This is a genomic window from Faecousia intestinalis, from assembly GCF_040096185.1.
In the GTDB taxonomy this organism is placed as follows: Bacteria; Bacillota; Clostridia; order Oscillospirales; family Oscillospiraceae; genus JAZOXB01.
The window spans coordinates 53,249-66,901 of the sequence record NZ_JBBMFF010000244.1 but is presented as its reverse complement, the minus strand read 5'-3'; the positions used below and the strand labels follow the sequence as shown (position 1 = coordinate 66,901).

Below are 13,653 nucleotides of genomic sequence, written 5' to 3'. Positions count from 1 at the left end.
GTAAAAGCAATGAAAACCAGATTTGATGGAACCTTGTGGATTGGAGCCGGTGGACAGGCTTTCCGCCCCGCAGAAATGGGAACCGATCACCTGTTGAACACGGTGAAGATGCTGAAGAACCGCCCCGGCGTGGTGGTGGCTATGGTGGTTCGTGACATTGAAGCCACCCCTGACTGTTGCCCTTTTGACCCCTTCGGTGGCGGTCATTCCGAGTTGGTGAAACAGTCCTTGTTTAACATCACTTCCCTTTCCCCGGAGCAGGTGAGTGATTACGCCCTGAACAGCCCCTTGGGAATGGCTATGAAGGCCGAACTTCTTTCCCGTGGTGTGAATGTGGAAAATTACCTTTCCATGATTGAAGGCCCTGAAACCCTATGATCACGCTGTTCCAGCACCAACAACAGGCCCTTGACGAAACCGAGGGGAAGAACCGGGTGGCCTATTACCTTGATATGGGCCTTGGGAAAACCTTTGTTGGTTCCGAAAAAATGATGAAGCTGAACAAGCGGATCAATCTGGTGGTGTGTCAATGTTCAAAGGTTCAAGACTGGATTGAACATTTTCAAGATTACTACACCCGGAATTGTGTATTCGATCTGACCAACCCCAAAACCTTCAAATGGTTCTTTGAACAGGTTCAGCATGAAGTTCCAACCCTGATGATTGGCGTGATCAACTACGAACTGACTTTCAGGCGGAATGTGCTGAAAACCCTGACCGGCTTCACGCTGATGTTGGATGAAAGTTCCCTGATCCAGAACGAGAACGCCAAACGGTCAAAGTTCATTCTTGGGCTGAAACCGGATAATGTGATCCTTCTGTCAGGCACCCCCACGGGCGGCAAGTATGAAAACCTGTGGAGCCAATGCCAACTGTTGGGGTGGAAGATTTCAAAGGAACTGTTCTGGAAGCAGTACATTCAAACGGAATGGGTTGAAACCGATGGATTTTGGCGGCAACAGATTACCGGCTATAAGAATGTTGACCGGCTGAAGATGAAGCTGGCCGAACATGGGGCCGTTTTCATGACTACCGAACAGGCCGGGATCAGCCTTCCAAAACGGAACTGGATCAAGGTCAAAACCCGCCCTTCACCCCTTTATTGGAAGTTCTGGAATGATCGCTATATTGCGATTGACAGCGCCAACCTTGGTGAATTTGAACTGGATGCGGATTTCTACGGTTCCAATGCCCATTGTGAACGGGAATTGATCGGTGATACCAGTTTGACCCGCCGCCTTTACGCCCGTCAGCTTTGCGGCCTATATAACCCGGCCCGTTATGAAGCCTTCCGGGATTTGGTGAACAGCACGGAAGATCGCTTGATTGTGTTCTATAACTTCACGGAAGAAATGGAACGCCTGAAGGGGATTGCCAAGGGCCTGAACCGGCCTGTGTCTGTTCTTTCCGGTGAAGAAAAGAACTTGGATGCTTACCGCTACCAGCACAACAGCATTACCTTCATTCAGTATCAGGCCGGTGCAATGGGCGGCAACTTCCAGCTTGCCAACAAAATCATTTATTTCAGCCTTCCCCAAGGTTCGGAACTGTGGGAGCAATCCCAAAAGCGTATTCACCGCCTTGGGCAAGAACGGCCCTGCTTCTATTACCTGATGATCTGTCCGGGAACGGTTGAAGAAGATATTCTTTCTACTTTGGAAATGAGAAAGGACTATACCGATGAACTATTCAGAAAGTATGAGCAAGCGGCAACAGCGCCGCAAAGCCCTTAACCAGCGGTTCAGGCGGATGTTCCTTGTGGCCCTTCTGATGGGCCTTGCAATGGGGTTTGTATTTGGGCGCTGTTCTGCTGTCAACAGCAAGGCCCCGGATGCCCCCATTGAACCGGATCAGCTTACCGCCGTGATCCCGGATGTGACCTTGGAGCCGGTGGAAACCCCGCTGGTGGAAGAACCCGCCGAACCTGAACCGGTGCTGTTGGGCAGTTTCAGAATTACCGCCTATTGTTCCTGTGAAAAGTGTTGCGGCGAATGGGCCAAGAACCGGCCCAACGGCATTGTGTATGGTGCCGCTGGTGTGGAACTGAAGGCTGGTGTTTCCTGTGCTTCCCCGCTTCCTTTGGGAACCGTGGTGGAAGTGGAAGGCTTGGGTGAATACATCGTTCAGGATCGCCCCGCCCAATGGGTGATTGACAAATACGGTGAAAACCAGATCGACATTTATTTTGACAACCATGAAGCCGCTTCCGCTTTCGGCCTGAAGCAGTTGAATGTTTATCTGAAAGGAGAACCCGAAAAATGATCAAATGTGAAAATGCTTGCCCCCGTGGAAAATTTGATGGGTGTTGCCACAAATGCCCGGAGTTCCACACTTGCCCTGATTCCTGTCAGGAAAACCCGAACGCCTGTGGTTCGGCCACCTTCGATGAAGAAACGGCCCTTCAGGAGTTCAAGAACACCCAGCTTGCCACCCTGAACGCCATTGCTTCCTTGACCGCCCACAAGAAGGCCATTGAGGATCAGGAAAAGGAAATGAAGGCCAAGCTGTATGAAGCAATGGTGAAGTTCGGCGTGGATAAGTTTGAATCCGATGTTCTGAACCTTACCCTTGTGAAGCCCACCAATGCCACCAGCATTGATTCCGCCAAGCTGAAGAAGAAATACCCGGACATTGCTTCCGAGTGTTCCAAGACCACCGCCAAGGCCGGTTATGTGAAGATCACCCTGAAAGGGGATAAGTCATGAGTTGCCGGGGCTTTGAACCTGTTTGCACCAATAATGAACTTCGGGAGTATTTCAGCGCCAAGGGCCTGACCTATGACGGCATTGATGAAGGTGATATTTTGATCCTTTGTATGATGCTTCAGAAGGAATTGAAGAAATCCAATAAGGCCGGTGAAACTTCCGTCACCATGACTTTGAGCAAACGGGTTGACATGAAGAAGGCCACCAACGGCCACATTACCGAGTGTTACATCTACATGAACGCCCACTATTTCACCCGGCGTGAATGTATCAGCTTCAACCGGGATGGGTGGATTGGCTTTGCAGGATGGGCCGATGATGGCAACACTAACCCGTTGCGCCGTGCCTTCCTTGCATGGTGTGACTATTTGGCGGAAGGTGGTGGGGCCGATGGCAAGGGATGAAGTGTGGGATGCCCTAAAAAATCATGCCAAACAGGTTCATTCAGAACGGGTTGCAAAGAACCCCGACCGGATCGCCTATGCCATTCAGCAGTTTGAAGCCCACGGCATTGAATATCAACTGAAGAATGAGCAAACCGGACATTTCCATTGTTGGCGGAAGTCTGATGATAAACTGTTCCAATTCTACGCTGGAACGGGTAAAATTCAGGGCTTCACCCAAGTCAGAGGTATTCACAGCCTGATTCAGATGTTGGAGGGGTGAGCCGATGGCCGGTGAAAAAAACTTTGAAAATCGCCTGAAGAAATGGCTGGAAGCTGAAGGGATATATCCCTTGGGTGAACCTGTTGACCGCATGAGCGCCCCGCCCTGTGGCTTCTATGAAAAGCGTTGGGGTGGAAGCCGGTATGTGAAAAGCGGCCTTCCCGATATGCGGATCACCGTGAAGGGCATTGCCCTTGAAGTGGAGCTGAAGGCCACCGATGGAACCCCATCTGTGCTTCAGAAGCGTAATTTGGCCCAAATCAACGGTTCACAGGGGTTCGGGTTCATCCTTTACCCGGAAGGCTTTGAAGCCTTCAAGACTATTGTGAAAGGGGTGAAACAATGCGAGTTTCCCACAGCCGGGTTGAAGTCTTTGATAGATGCCCATACAAATACCGCTTGCGATATGTGGAAGGGATAGACACGATCCCGAACACGGATGCAGACAACGCCCTGATCCTTGGCACCGCCCTTCACACCGGCATTGAAGAAGGGGTTGAACAAGCCCTTGACTTCTACAAGAACAGCTTCCCGGTTCTGACGGATGATCACATTCATGAAATGATGAAGCTGGAAGCAATGATCCCCAAGGCAAAGGCCATGTTGCCACCGGGCGGAACCTTTGAATTGCCTATTGGGAACGCTGATTTCATCGGCTTCATGGATTATCTGGTTCCCGTGGGGAAGGGCCTGAAGCTGGATGGGCTGATCACCGGTGAAGATTTGGATGAATTTGAAGCGTTTGATTTGTACGATTTCAAGTATTCTAACAACGCCAAGAACTACGCCGTTTCCGGTCAGCTTCACGAATACAAGTATTGGTATGAACTGACCCATCCCGGCCACCGGATCAGAAATATGTATTTCCTGATTGTTCCAAAGCCCAAGATCAGGCAGAAAAGCACCGAAACCCTTTCCCAATTCCGTGACCGCTTGCAAGCGGCCTTGAAAGATGCTGAACCAACGCTGATGCCGGTTCAGTACAACCCCATGAAGATTGTGGACTTCCTGACCGATGTGAAGCACATGGTTGAAGCCACAGACTTTCCCAAGAACCCAAACCATTTTTGTGGATGGTGTGAGTATGAAGAATATTGTCAGAAAGGATGGGATTATATGTTACTTCCCAAGAATGAACGCCGTGATCTGAACGCCACCAAGAAGAAGGTTGTGTGGCTTTACGGCGCACCCTTCAGCGGCAAAACCTTCTTTGCCAATCAGTTCCCCGATCCCCTGATGTTGAACACGGATGGCAACATCAAGTTTGTGGATGCCCCCTATATCGCCATTCGTGACACCGTTACGGTGGAAGGCCGTATCACCAAGCGCAAGTTGGCCTATGAAGTGTTCATGGATGCCGTGGCCGAACTGGAAAAGAAACAGAACGATTTCCGAACCATCGTGGTTGACCTTCTGGAAGATGTTTATGAATCGTGCCGGGTTTACATCTGTGACCGTCAGGGCTGGAAGCATGAATCTGATGATTCCTTCCGTGCGTGGGATATGGTCAGAAGTGAGTTCCTGAACACCCTGAAGCGGCTTGTGAATCTGGACTATGAAAACATCATCCTGATCAGCCATGAGGACAGAAGCCGTGACCTGACCCGCAAGGGCGGCGATAAGATCAGTTCCATCAAGCCGAACCTTCAGGATAAGGTGGCAAACAAGGTGGCCGGTATGGTTGATCTGGTGGCCCGTATCGTGGCGGACGATGATGAACGGGTGCTGTCTTTCAAGACTTCTGAAGTGATCTTCGGCGGTGGCCGTTTGACTGTCCGTGATAAGGAAATCCCGCTGACCTATGACGCTTTCTGTGAAGTCTACGAGGAAGCCAACCAGAAGGCCGCAGGAGCCGTGAAGCGTGGCGGCAATACCCCGGCTACCCCCGCACCTGAAATCACCGACACGCCCACCACAGCGCCCAGCAGAAGGGGCAGAAAGGTCAAGACTGTAACCCCGCCTCCGGCTGGTAACTATGATCCGGCTGAAGATGCGGCAAAGGCGGCTTGTGGTGATCCTGATGGAACTTGGACACCGGGCGGCGGTGAAAAGGATGATTCTGTTCCTGTTGATGAACCGGCCACCGGTGACACCCCGCCTTGGAACGATCTTCCCAAATGCCCGGACGGTGAACGCATTTTCAGACAGCACGATCAGAACCCGGAAATCCCCCTTTGTCCGTCCATTGACGCTGGCCACCGTTGCCACAAGGAAGGCGGCCCCGATGGTTGCCCCCTGTGGGATCGCCCCAAGGCACAGGCAGAGGAACCCGCACCCAAGACGGATGCTAACCCGCCCCGCCGTACCCGGAAGAAGCGTGAAGAATAATGGCTGATGTGCTGATGATTGCCGGGAAGCCTGAAACCATCTTCAAGGCCCGTGATTTTGAATATCTGGTTGAAAAATACATGGGTTATGAAGCGGCCAAGTATTTCCGGGAATACGCTGAAAAGGCTGATGAAGAAGTCAGATCGGCCAAGGCCGGTGAGAACACAGACCTTGCTTCCTATGAAGCTGACCTTGAAAGCAATCACAGAGCCTTTCAGGACATTCAGACGGAAGCCGCAGTTATCACGGGTGTTCTTCAAGAAAAACGGATAAACCGTGAGAAGATCGCCCATGCAGTCAGGGAAATTGGAAAGATAATTTCCAACCAAATATAAGGAGGAACCCAAAATGAAAAACGATGCCCTGAACCATTTCAAAGAGGAAATGAACAAGCGTGGCCTGTTCCGCAAGATTCAGGTGTGCGCCAACCTGATCCCCCCCCCGCCCGGTGCTGATGGTGAAGCCCTGATCGAACTTCATCGTTCCGCCGCCAAGATCGCCATTCGGAATTACGCTGAACATCATGAAGATTTTTGTGATGTGATGGCGGATGCGGCCCTTGATCATCTGCTGAACACCGTTCTTCCTGATGATCTGTTCATTCCTGATGGTGGTTTTTCCCCTACGAAAGAAGAAGTTGACAACATGAACAGGGCCAAGGAAACGGCTGACAAAGCGGCCAAGGTGCTTGATACCCTGTTTGGTGGGTTGGCTGATCTTCTGAAAACCATTTAATAAATACATTTTTTGGAGGTAAAAAACTATGGCTATTGATTTTGACAAGATTGATCGTTCTGTTGATCTGAAGGGCCTTCAGGCTGATGTGGAGGATGCCAAGAAGAATGGCGGCGGTGATTTCCCCACCATCCCCGCTGGCAAGTATGAAGTGAAGCTGGAAAGCATGGAGATCAAAGGCACCAAGGCCGATCCCAACCGTCCCATGCTGGCCGTGTCCTTCAAAATCCTGTCCGGTGAGTTCAAGAACCAGCGCCTTTTCATGAACCGTGTCCTTTACGGCACCAAGAATGACAAAAACATGATCGCTTCCGCTATGGGCTTCCTTGAAAAGCTGGATTCCGGTGTTCCTGTCAGCTTCACCAGCTACAAGCAGTTTTCCCAGCTTGTTCTTGATGTGGCGGAAGCCATTGATGGAAACTTGGAATATGCGGTGGACTACGATGATTCCCGCTTCAATTCCATCACCGTTGAAGAAGTTTTCGAGGTTGAAAACTGACCCAAAATTTTTTACAATGGAAGTGTCTTTTAGGACACCAACCATTTTTGAAAGTTCACTTTCAAGCCGGGGCGAAAGCCCCGGAGTGGCCCCAAGTGAAAGCCTTCCCGTGGCGGGGCTGATAAGGCGGAAACGCTGACCGATTTCACAAAAGCTGAAAGGATGTGAGTTGATGATCTTCTATGATTTTGAGGTTTTCCGGTATGACTGGCTGGTTGTCCTGATCGACCTGAACGCCCGAAAAGAAACCGTGATTATCAACGATCCCGACAAGCTGAAACGCTTCTATGAGGAACACAAGGGTGTGATTTGGGCCGGTTACAATTCCCGGAACTATGATCAGTACATCCTGAAGGCCATTCTGTGTGGGTTTGATCCAAAGCCTGTGAATGATTGGATCATTGCAGAGGATAAACCCGGTTACAGATATTCAAGCCTGTTCAGGGAATACCCGCTGATCAATTATGATGTGATGCCGAACCCGCCAATCAGCCTAAAGGCGCTGGAAGCGTTCATGGGCCATTCCATTAAAGAAACTTCTGTTCCCTTCGACATTGACCGGCCTTTGACTGAAGCAGAGTTGGCCGAAACGGTCAAATATTGCCGCCATGATGTGGAACAGACGGTGGAAGTGTGGTTACGGCGGAAGGAAGATGAATTTGATGCCCAAATGTCACTTGTGAAGGCGTTCCACCTTCCCATTTCTGACATTGGCCGCACCAAAGCACAGCTTTCCGCCAAAATCCTTGGGGCCGTTCAACGGGAACACAATGATGAATTTGAAATTGAGTTCCCGCCCAGCTTGCGGATCGAAAAATACACGGAAGTTTTGAATTGGTACAAGAACCCCTTGAACCGTGATTATTCCAAAACCCTTGAACTGGATGTGGCCGGGGTTCCCCATGTGTTCGCTTGGGGTGGCCTTCACGGGGCCATTCCCAAATATCACGGGGAAGGTTGGTTTGTCAATGTGGATGTGGCTTCCTATTACCCGTCTTTGATGCTGGTTTATAAGTGGCTTTCCCGCAATGTTCACGATCCTTCCAAGTATGCGGAAATCTACCACACCCGCCTGAAGCTGAAGGCGGAAAAGAACCCCATGCAACAGCCTTACAAGATTGTTCTGAACAGCACCTATGGAGCTATGAAGGATAAGCACAATGCCATGTATGACCCCCGGCAAGCCAACAATGTTTGTGTGGGCGGTCAGCTTCTTCTTCTGGATTTGATTGAACGGCTGGAAGATCATTGTGAAATCATCCAGAGCAACACGGATGGTATTTTGGTCAAACTTCGCCGGTATGAAGATTTTGAAATGCTGGACGATCTGTGTTGGGAGTGGGAGCAAAGAACCGGGATGCGCCTTGAATTTGATGAATTTCAAAAGGTGTATCAGAAGGATGTGAACAATTACATCATTGTTCCTTCCGGGCCGCTTCGTGACGAAAAAGGGAAACCCCGCTGGAAGTGCAAGGGTGCCTATGTCAAAAAGCTGTCTGATCTGGATTATGACCTTCCCATTGTCAACCGGGCCATTGTGAACTATTTCCTTCAGGGGATCAGCCCGGAAACAACCATCATGGAATGTTCCGATCTTCGAGATTTTCAGAAGGTTGTGAAGGTGTCCAGCAAGTACAAATATGCCCTTTATTCCCCGGTGATTACGGAAGCCAAGATCAGGGATGAAAAAGGCCGTTCCAAGAAAATTACCCGCTTCAGCGGCGGTGAGGTTCAGACGGATAAAACCTTCCGGGTGTTCGCTTCCAAAGATCAGAGCAAGGGCGGAATCTTCAAGGTTTCCGGGAAAATCGTCAAGGGCCGGGAAAAGAACCCTGAAAAGTTCGGCAACACCCCGGATCATTGTTTCTTCATCAATGATGATGTGACCAACCTTCCTATCCCGGATGAACTGGACAAGCAATATTACATTGATGTTGCTTGGGATCGGTTGAAAGATTTCGGGGTGGAGCGATGAACAATAAAACCTTTCAGGGGGGGGGGAGCGTTGAAGCATGGAACTGTTTAGGGGCTATGTGCCTACCAGAAACAAACAATGCCTTGAAAAGTTCAAAGGCGTTGAAAAACTGAAAACCCGTTCTGAAGTCCAAAACCTTGATGAATACGCCGGTATTCTTGGGGAAGAAACCATCCTGATTGATGTGGACGATGCGGAAACATCTGAACTTTTGTTCAGAATTGTTCAGGATTTAGAACTGAAGTGCAGAGTGTACGCCACCACACGGGGAAAACACTTCTTGTTCAAGAACTGTGGTGTTAAAAAAAGCTGGACGAAATGCACCTTGGCCGTGGGTATCACCACGGATGGAAAGGTTGGAGCCAATAACAGCTATGAAATCTTGAAGTCCGGTGGCGTGGAACGGCCCATTCTGTATGACTTCCCTGAAGGGGAGATTCAGGAACTTCCCAAGTGGCTGACCCCAGTGAAAAGCAACTATGATTTCCCGAACCTTGGGGAAGGTGATGGGCGGAACCAAACCCTGTTCAACTACATTCTGACCCTTCAGAGTGACGATTTCACCAAGGAAGAAGCCCGTGAATGTATCAGGCTGATTAACCGTTATGTGCTGAAGAAGCCCCTTTCCGACAAGGAACTTGATGTGATCCTTCGGGATGATGCTTTCAAGAAAACATCCTTCTTCCGGGATAAAACCTTCCTGTTTGATAAGTTCGCCACCTACCTGAAGAACAACAACCATATTGTGAAGATCAATAACCAGCTTCACATTTACAAGGATGGTATCTATGTTTCCGGTGCCGGTGAGATTGAAGGGGCCATGATCAAGTTGATCAGCAACCTGAAACGGGCATGGCGTTCGGAAGTCCTGTCCTATCTGGAAATCATGATTGAGGAAAACACCAAGGCCACCAACCCGAATATCATTGCTTTCAGCAACGGCCTTTACAATATCCGGGATGGTTCCTTCAAAGAGTTCACCCCGGATGTGGTCATTACAAACAAAATCCCGTGGCCGTACAACCCCGCCGCCCATGATGATCTGTTGGATCATACCCTGAACCGGCTGGCCTGTGATGATCCTGAAGTTCGGGCCTTGCTGGAAGAAATGGTGGGCTATTGTATGTACCGCCGCAACGAACTTGGCAAAGCCTTCATCCTGATTGGCGATAAGAGCAACGGCAAATCCACCTTCCTTCATGTGGTGAAGAACCTTCTTGGAGATCAGAACATTGCTTCCCTTGACCTGAAGGAATTGGGTGATAGGTTCAAAACCGCTGAACTGTTCGGCAAGCTGGCGAACATCGGTGATGATATTGGTGATGAATTTATTGCCAATGCTTCTGTGTTCAAAAAACTGGTCACAGGTGATCGGGTGAATGTGGAGCGCAAGGGCCAAGACCCCTTTGAGTTCAACAATTATTCCAAGTTCCTGTTCAGCGCCAACAATATTCCCCGTATCAAGGACAAAACCGGAGCCGTTCAGCGGCGTTTGGTGATTGTTCCCTTCGATGCCAAGTTTACCCCCAACGATGCTGACTTCCGCCCGTTCATCAAGGATGAACTGTGTGAACAGGGTTCAATGGAATATCTGGCCTTGCTTGGCCTTCAGGGGTTGAAGCGGGTTCTTGGGAACGCACAGTTCACCACATCCAGCAGAGTTCAGGGGCAGTTGGACGAATACGAGGAAAACAACAATCCCATTATTGGGTTCATCAAAGAAATTGGGCTGGATTGCATTGTGAATGAGCCTACCAAGACGGTTTACCGGAAGTATAAGGAATATTGCATTGCAAACAACTTCCAAGCCCTTTCCAACATCGAGTTTTCCAGACAGATCACCAAGCGTTGTGGGTTGGTGATTGTGGATAAGTGGATCAGCCGCCTTGGGAAATGCCGGGTGTTTGTAGAAGAAAGTGAGGAATAACCAATGGATACTAAAATTGAACTGTACCATGATAATTTTCAAAATTTCAAAAGGTACAATATTCCCAAAGCCCAACTTGTCATTGCTGATATTCCCTATAATATCGGGGTTGATGCTTACGCAAGTAATCCTATGTGGTATCAGGGCGGCGACAACAAGAACGGGGAAAGTAAGTTGGCAAAATCCAGCTTCTTTCATACGGATGGCACCTTCAAGATTGCGGAATATATGCACTTCTGCAACCGCCTTCTTCGGAAGGAACCAAAGGAGAAAGGACAGGCCCCGGCTATGATTGTGTTCTGTGCCTTTGAGCAGATGCAAACCGTCATTGACTACGGGAAGAAATATGGGTTTGAAAAGTCTTACCCGCTGTTCTTTACAAAGAACTATTCCGCCCAAGTTCTGAAGGCCAACATGAAGATTGTTGGTGCCACAGAATTTGCGGTGGTGCTGTATCGGGATAAACTTCCCAAGTTCCGAAACATTGGCCCTGACGGAAACAAGCACATGGTTTTCAACTGGTTCACTTGGGAACGGGACAACCGGAAGGAGTATCCCAAAATCCACCCCACCCAAAAGCCGGTTGGTGTGCTGAAGCGGTTGATTGAAGTGTTTACCGATCCGGGGGATGTGGTTATTGATCCTGTTGCCGGAAGCGGAACAACCCTTCGTGCCGCTTATGAATTAGGCCGAAACGCCTATGGGTTTGAAGTGGATAAAAACTTCTACATAGCCGCCAAGGAAAAAATGATTCCGAACAGAAAGGATGATTTCAATGTTACCTAAAACCAAAACGGAACGCCATGCCGATATTTGCAAGGAAATCAATGCCTTGTATGCCATGAAAAATCATGACTATGGCGATAGCTTTCACCAGACCTTCACGGAAGAAGGAATGGCAATGCCCCGGATCAGACTTGGGGATAAGCTGGCCCGGTTTAAGAGCCTGACCAAATCCGGGGTTCAGGAAGTAAAGGATGAATCTATCCGTGATACCCTGATTGACCTTGCCAATTACGCCATTATGACCGTTCTTGAATTGGACGATCAGAAAGCGGAGGAACACGCCGATGAACGCTAACCGTTATATGCGGGATTCCTTGCGAACCGCTGACCGTTCCAACATGGATCGGCTGAAGCTGGAATGTGCCTTGGGCCTTTGCGGTGAAGCCGGTGAAGTGGCCGAACAGGTGAAGAAGCATTTCTTCCACGGCCATGAACTGGATAAGCGCCACATGATTGAAGAACTTGGTGATGTGGCTTGGTATTTGGCCGTTCTGTGTGATGCTATTGGTTCTGACCTTGATACGGTCATGGAAGAAAACTTGAAAAAGCTGGAACAGCGTTACCCTGAAGGGTTCGATCCTTACCGGTCACAGCACCGGAATGAATTGGGAGGTTGAAGAAAATGAAAATTATCAAGCCTGATGTGCAGTTCATCACCCCGATTGATGGGGCCACTATTCTGAAGCGGCTGGAACAATGTGGCCGTGTCTGCTACAAGTCCGAGGACAAAATCACGGAAGGTTCCGCTGAAAAGTTCGTTGCCGGGATCATCAAGCGTGGGCATGAAGCGGTTTTGGAACATTGTTCCTTCACGGTGAAGTTCATTTGTGATCGTGGGGTTTCTCATGAGATCGTCCGCCACCGGATGGCTTCTTACTGTCAGGAATCCACCCGCTATTGCAACTACGGCAAGGGCAAGTTCGGTGAGGAAATCACGGTGATTGAACCTTGCTTCTGGCCTGAAGGTTCTGATTTGTATTGGGCATGGAAAAACGCTTGTCTGATCTCTGAACAATGCTATTTTTCTTTGTTGAAATCAGGAGCCACCCCGCAAGAAGCCCGTTCCGTTCTGCCCAACAGCCTGAAAACGGAAGTGGTCATGACGGCCAACATTCGTGAATGGCGGCATTTCCTGAAGTTGCGCTGTTCACCCGCCGCACACCCGCAGATGCGGGAAGTGGCCCTGATCCTGTTGGACAAGGTTCACGCCCTGATTCCGGTTTGCTTCGATGATATTTGGAGTGAATACCATGCCGATGTTTAAGAAGTCCGGTGGTAAAATCTTCGCCGTTCAGTTCAACAAAGCTGAAGAACGGGCCTTGGATCAGGAAATCAAGAAACAGATTGTGGAAAATGATCGGGCCTTTGACATGGACAAAGAATCATCCATCCTGTGGATGCTTCACACCCAATTTGGCTTTGGCCCAAAGCGCCTGAAGCTGGCGTGGAAGCTGTTCTATGCCGAAACCTTGAAGCTACGGGAACATTACCTGATGGAACAAGCCGATGATGGGTGGTTGGCCCGTAAAAAGCTGAAGGACATTGGGTGTGACATTGAAGAATGGTACAGAGAAGAAGGAGGGAAAACCGATGCCTAAACCTTGGGAAAATGCTGAAGGGTATCACGATCCGACAGCCTACCACGGCACAAAGAATATCATCCGTGACGAGGATGAACAGCAGAAGCGGGTGAACACCCTGATCTTCGTCCTGAAGTACATCACCCGTTTGGCGGGGTTTGAACTTCTGAACCGCATTGAAATCAAAGACCGTAAGACCGGGAGGGAATACCGATGAAAAATAAGCCGTGTCCTTTTTGCGGGGCTGATTTGGTTCAGGAAAACCGGCTGAACCCGCTTGCAAAGAAATATGCGGATATTCCGTTCAGAACTTTCTATGTTCACCCTAAGAACGGTTGCTTCTTGGAAGCGTTGGCGTTGAGGGGTGAGCAGTTGGAGAAGTGGAACAACCGGAACGCCTGAACAGGTGCTTCTTCAGTAGGGGTTGGAATAGCGGCCTTCAATAATATGTG

General features: G+C 49.5%; 20 protein-coding genes. All 20 read left to right on the top strand.

The annotated features are described in order from the left end of the window. The first annotated feature begins 9 nt into the window (after nt 1-9). The 20 genes from WMO66_RS10940 (at nt 10) to WMO66_RS10845 (ending at nt 13,603) form a co-directional block, all read left to right on the top strand. Nucleotides 10-378, top strand: coding sequence for a hypothetical protein (locus WMO66_RS10940; protein WP_349136504.1), 369 nt, complete (start codon nt 10-12; stop codon nt 376-378). Next, entirely contained in the window at nt 375-1,733 is a 1,359-nt protein-coding gene (locus WMO66_RS10935; protein ID WP_349136503.1) for an SNF2-related protein, read from the top strand. The genes WMO66_RS10940 and WMO66_RS10935 overlap by 4 nt, the downstream gene beginning before the upstream one ends. Beyond that, entirely contained in the window at nt 1,681-2,262 is a 582-nt protein-coding gene (locus WMO66_RS10930; RefSeq protein ID WP_349136502.1) for a 3D domain-containing protein, read from the top strand. The genes WMO66_RS10935 and WMO66_RS10930 overlap by 53 nt, the downstream gene beginning before the upstream one ends. Further along, the gene (locus WMO66_RS10925) at nt 2,259-2,705 is read left to right on the top strand and encodes a siphovirus Gp157 family protein (RefSeq protein WP_349136501.1); all 447 of its coding nucleotides are present in this window, start codon (nt 2,259-2,261) and stop codon (nt 2,703-2,705) included. The genes WMO66_RS10930 and WMO66_RS10925 overlap by 4 nt, the downstream gene beginning before the upstream one ends. Further along, a complete protein-coding gene (locus tag WMO66_RS10920; protein WP_349136500.1) occupies nt 2,702-3,109 on the top strand; it encodes a hypothetical protein in 408 nt (135 codons plus the stop codon). Before WMO66_RS10925 ends, WMO66_RS10920 begins: the two co-directional genes overlap by 4 nt. Further along, the gene (locus tag WMO66_RS10915; protein ID WP_349136499.1) at nt 3,096-3,371 is read left to right on the top strand and encodes a hypothetical protein; all 276 of its coding nucleotides are present in this window, start codon (nt 3,096-3,098) and stop codon (nt 3,369-3,371) included. The genes WMO66_RS10920 and WMO66_RS10915 overlap by 14 nt, the downstream gene beginning before the upstream one ends. 4 nt (nt 3,372-3,375) lie before the next feature. Then, complete coding sequence (locus WMO66_RS10910) at nt 3,376-3,792, top strand: VRR-NUC domain-containing protein (protein WP_349136498.1); 417 nt, start codon at nt 3,376-3,378, stop codon at nt 3,790-3,792. Continuing rightward, the gene (locus WMO66_RS10905) at nt 3,714-5,699 is read left to right on the top strand and encodes an AAA family ATPase (protein ID WP_349136497.1); all 1,986 of its coding nucleotides are present in this window, start codon (nt 3,714-3,716) and stop codon (nt 5,697-5,699) included. The genes WMO66_RS10910 and WMO66_RS10905 overlap by 79 nt, the downstream gene beginning before the upstream one ends. Continuing rightward, the gene (locus WMO66_RS10900; protein WP_187031822.1) at nt 5,699-6,034 is read left to right on the top strand and encodes a hypothetical protein; all 336 of its coding nucleotides are present in this window, start codon (nt 5,699-5,701) and stop codon (nt 6,032-6,034) included. Before WMO66_RS10905 ends, WMO66_RS10900 begins: the two co-directional genes overlap by 1 nt. A 13-nt stretch (nt 6,035-6,047) precedes the next feature. Next, the gene (locus WMO66_RS10895) at nt 6,048-6,434 is read left to right on the top strand and encodes a hypothetical protein (RefSeq protein ID WP_187031824.1); all 387 of its coding nucleotides are present in this window, start codon (nt 6,048-6,050) and stop codon (nt 6,432-6,434) included. Between the two features lie 28 nt (nt 6,435-6,462). Further along, nucleotides 6,463-6,933 carry a DUF669 domain-containing protein gene (locus WMO66_RS10890; RefSeq protein ID WP_349136496.1) on the top strand — a complete coding sequence of 157 codons (471 nt, stop codon included), beginning with the start codon at nt 6,463-6,465 and terminating at the stop codon, nt 6,931-6,933. A 172-nt stretch (nt 6,934-7,105) separates the two neighbouring features. Then, entirely contained in the window at nt 7,106-8,908 is a 1,803-nt protein-coding gene (locus tag WMO66_RS10885; RefSeq protein ID WP_349136495.1) for a hypothetical protein, read from the top strand. A 37-nt stretch (nt 8,909-8,945) separates the two neighbouring features. Further along, a complete protein-coding gene (locus WMO66_RS10880; protein ID WP_349136494.1) occupies nt 8,946-10,835 on the top strand; it encodes a phage/plasmid primase, P4 family in 1,890 nt (629 codons plus the stop codon). A 3-nt stretch (nt 10,836-10,838) separates the two neighbouring features. Further along, nucleotides 10,839-11,621, top strand: coding sequence for a DNA-methyltransferase (locus WMO66_RS10875; protein ID WP_349136493.1), 783 nt, complete (start codon nt 10,839-10,841; stop codon nt 11,619-11,621). Further along, a complete protein-coding gene (locus WMO66_RS10870) occupies nt 11,611-11,916 on the top strand; it encodes a DUF1599 domain-containing protein (RefSeq protein WP_349136492.1) in 306 nt (101 codons plus the stop codon). The genes WMO66_RS10875 and WMO66_RS10870 overlap by 11 nt, the downstream gene beginning before the upstream one ends. After that, nucleotides 11,906-12,238, top strand: coding sequence for a nucleoside triphosphate pyrophosphohydrolase family protein (locus tag WMO66_RS10865; RefSeq protein WP_349136491.1), 333 nt, complete (start codon nt 11,906-11,908; stop codon nt 12,236-12,238). The genes WMO66_RS10870 and WMO66_RS10865 overlap by 11 nt, the downstream gene beginning before the upstream one ends. 5 nt (nt 12,239-12,243) lie before the next feature. After that, nucleotides 12,244-12,885 (top strand): FAD-dependent thymidylate synthase, encoded by a 642-nt coding sequence (gene thyX, locus WMO66_RS10860; RefSeq protein ID WP_349136490.1) that lies wholly within the window; start codon nt 12,244-12,246, stop codon nt 12,883-12,885. After that, nucleotides 12,872-13,219, top strand: a complete 348-nt coding sequence (locus tag WMO66_RS10855; protein WP_349136489.1) for a hypothetical protein — start codon at nt 12,872-12,874, stop codon at nt 13,217-13,219. The genes thyX and WMO66_RS10855 overlap by 14 nt, the downstream gene beginning before the upstream one ends. Beyond that, nucleotides 13,212-13,418, top strand: a complete 207-nt coding sequence (locus tag WMO66_RS10850; protein ID WP_216572464.1) for a hypothetical protein — start codon at nt 13,212-13,214, stop codon at nt 13,416-13,418. The genes WMO66_RS10855 and WMO66_RS10850 overlap by 8 nt, the downstream gene beginning before the upstream one ends. Then, nucleotides 13,415-13,603, top strand: coding sequence for a hypothetical protein (locus WMO66_RS10845; RefSeq protein WP_097791508.1), 189 nt, complete (start codon nt 13,415-13,417; stop codon nt 13,601-13,603). The genes WMO66_RS10850 and WMO66_RS10845 overlap by 4 nt, the downstream gene beginning before the upstream one ends. The last annotated feature ends 50 nt before the right edge of the window (nt 13,604-13,653 follow it).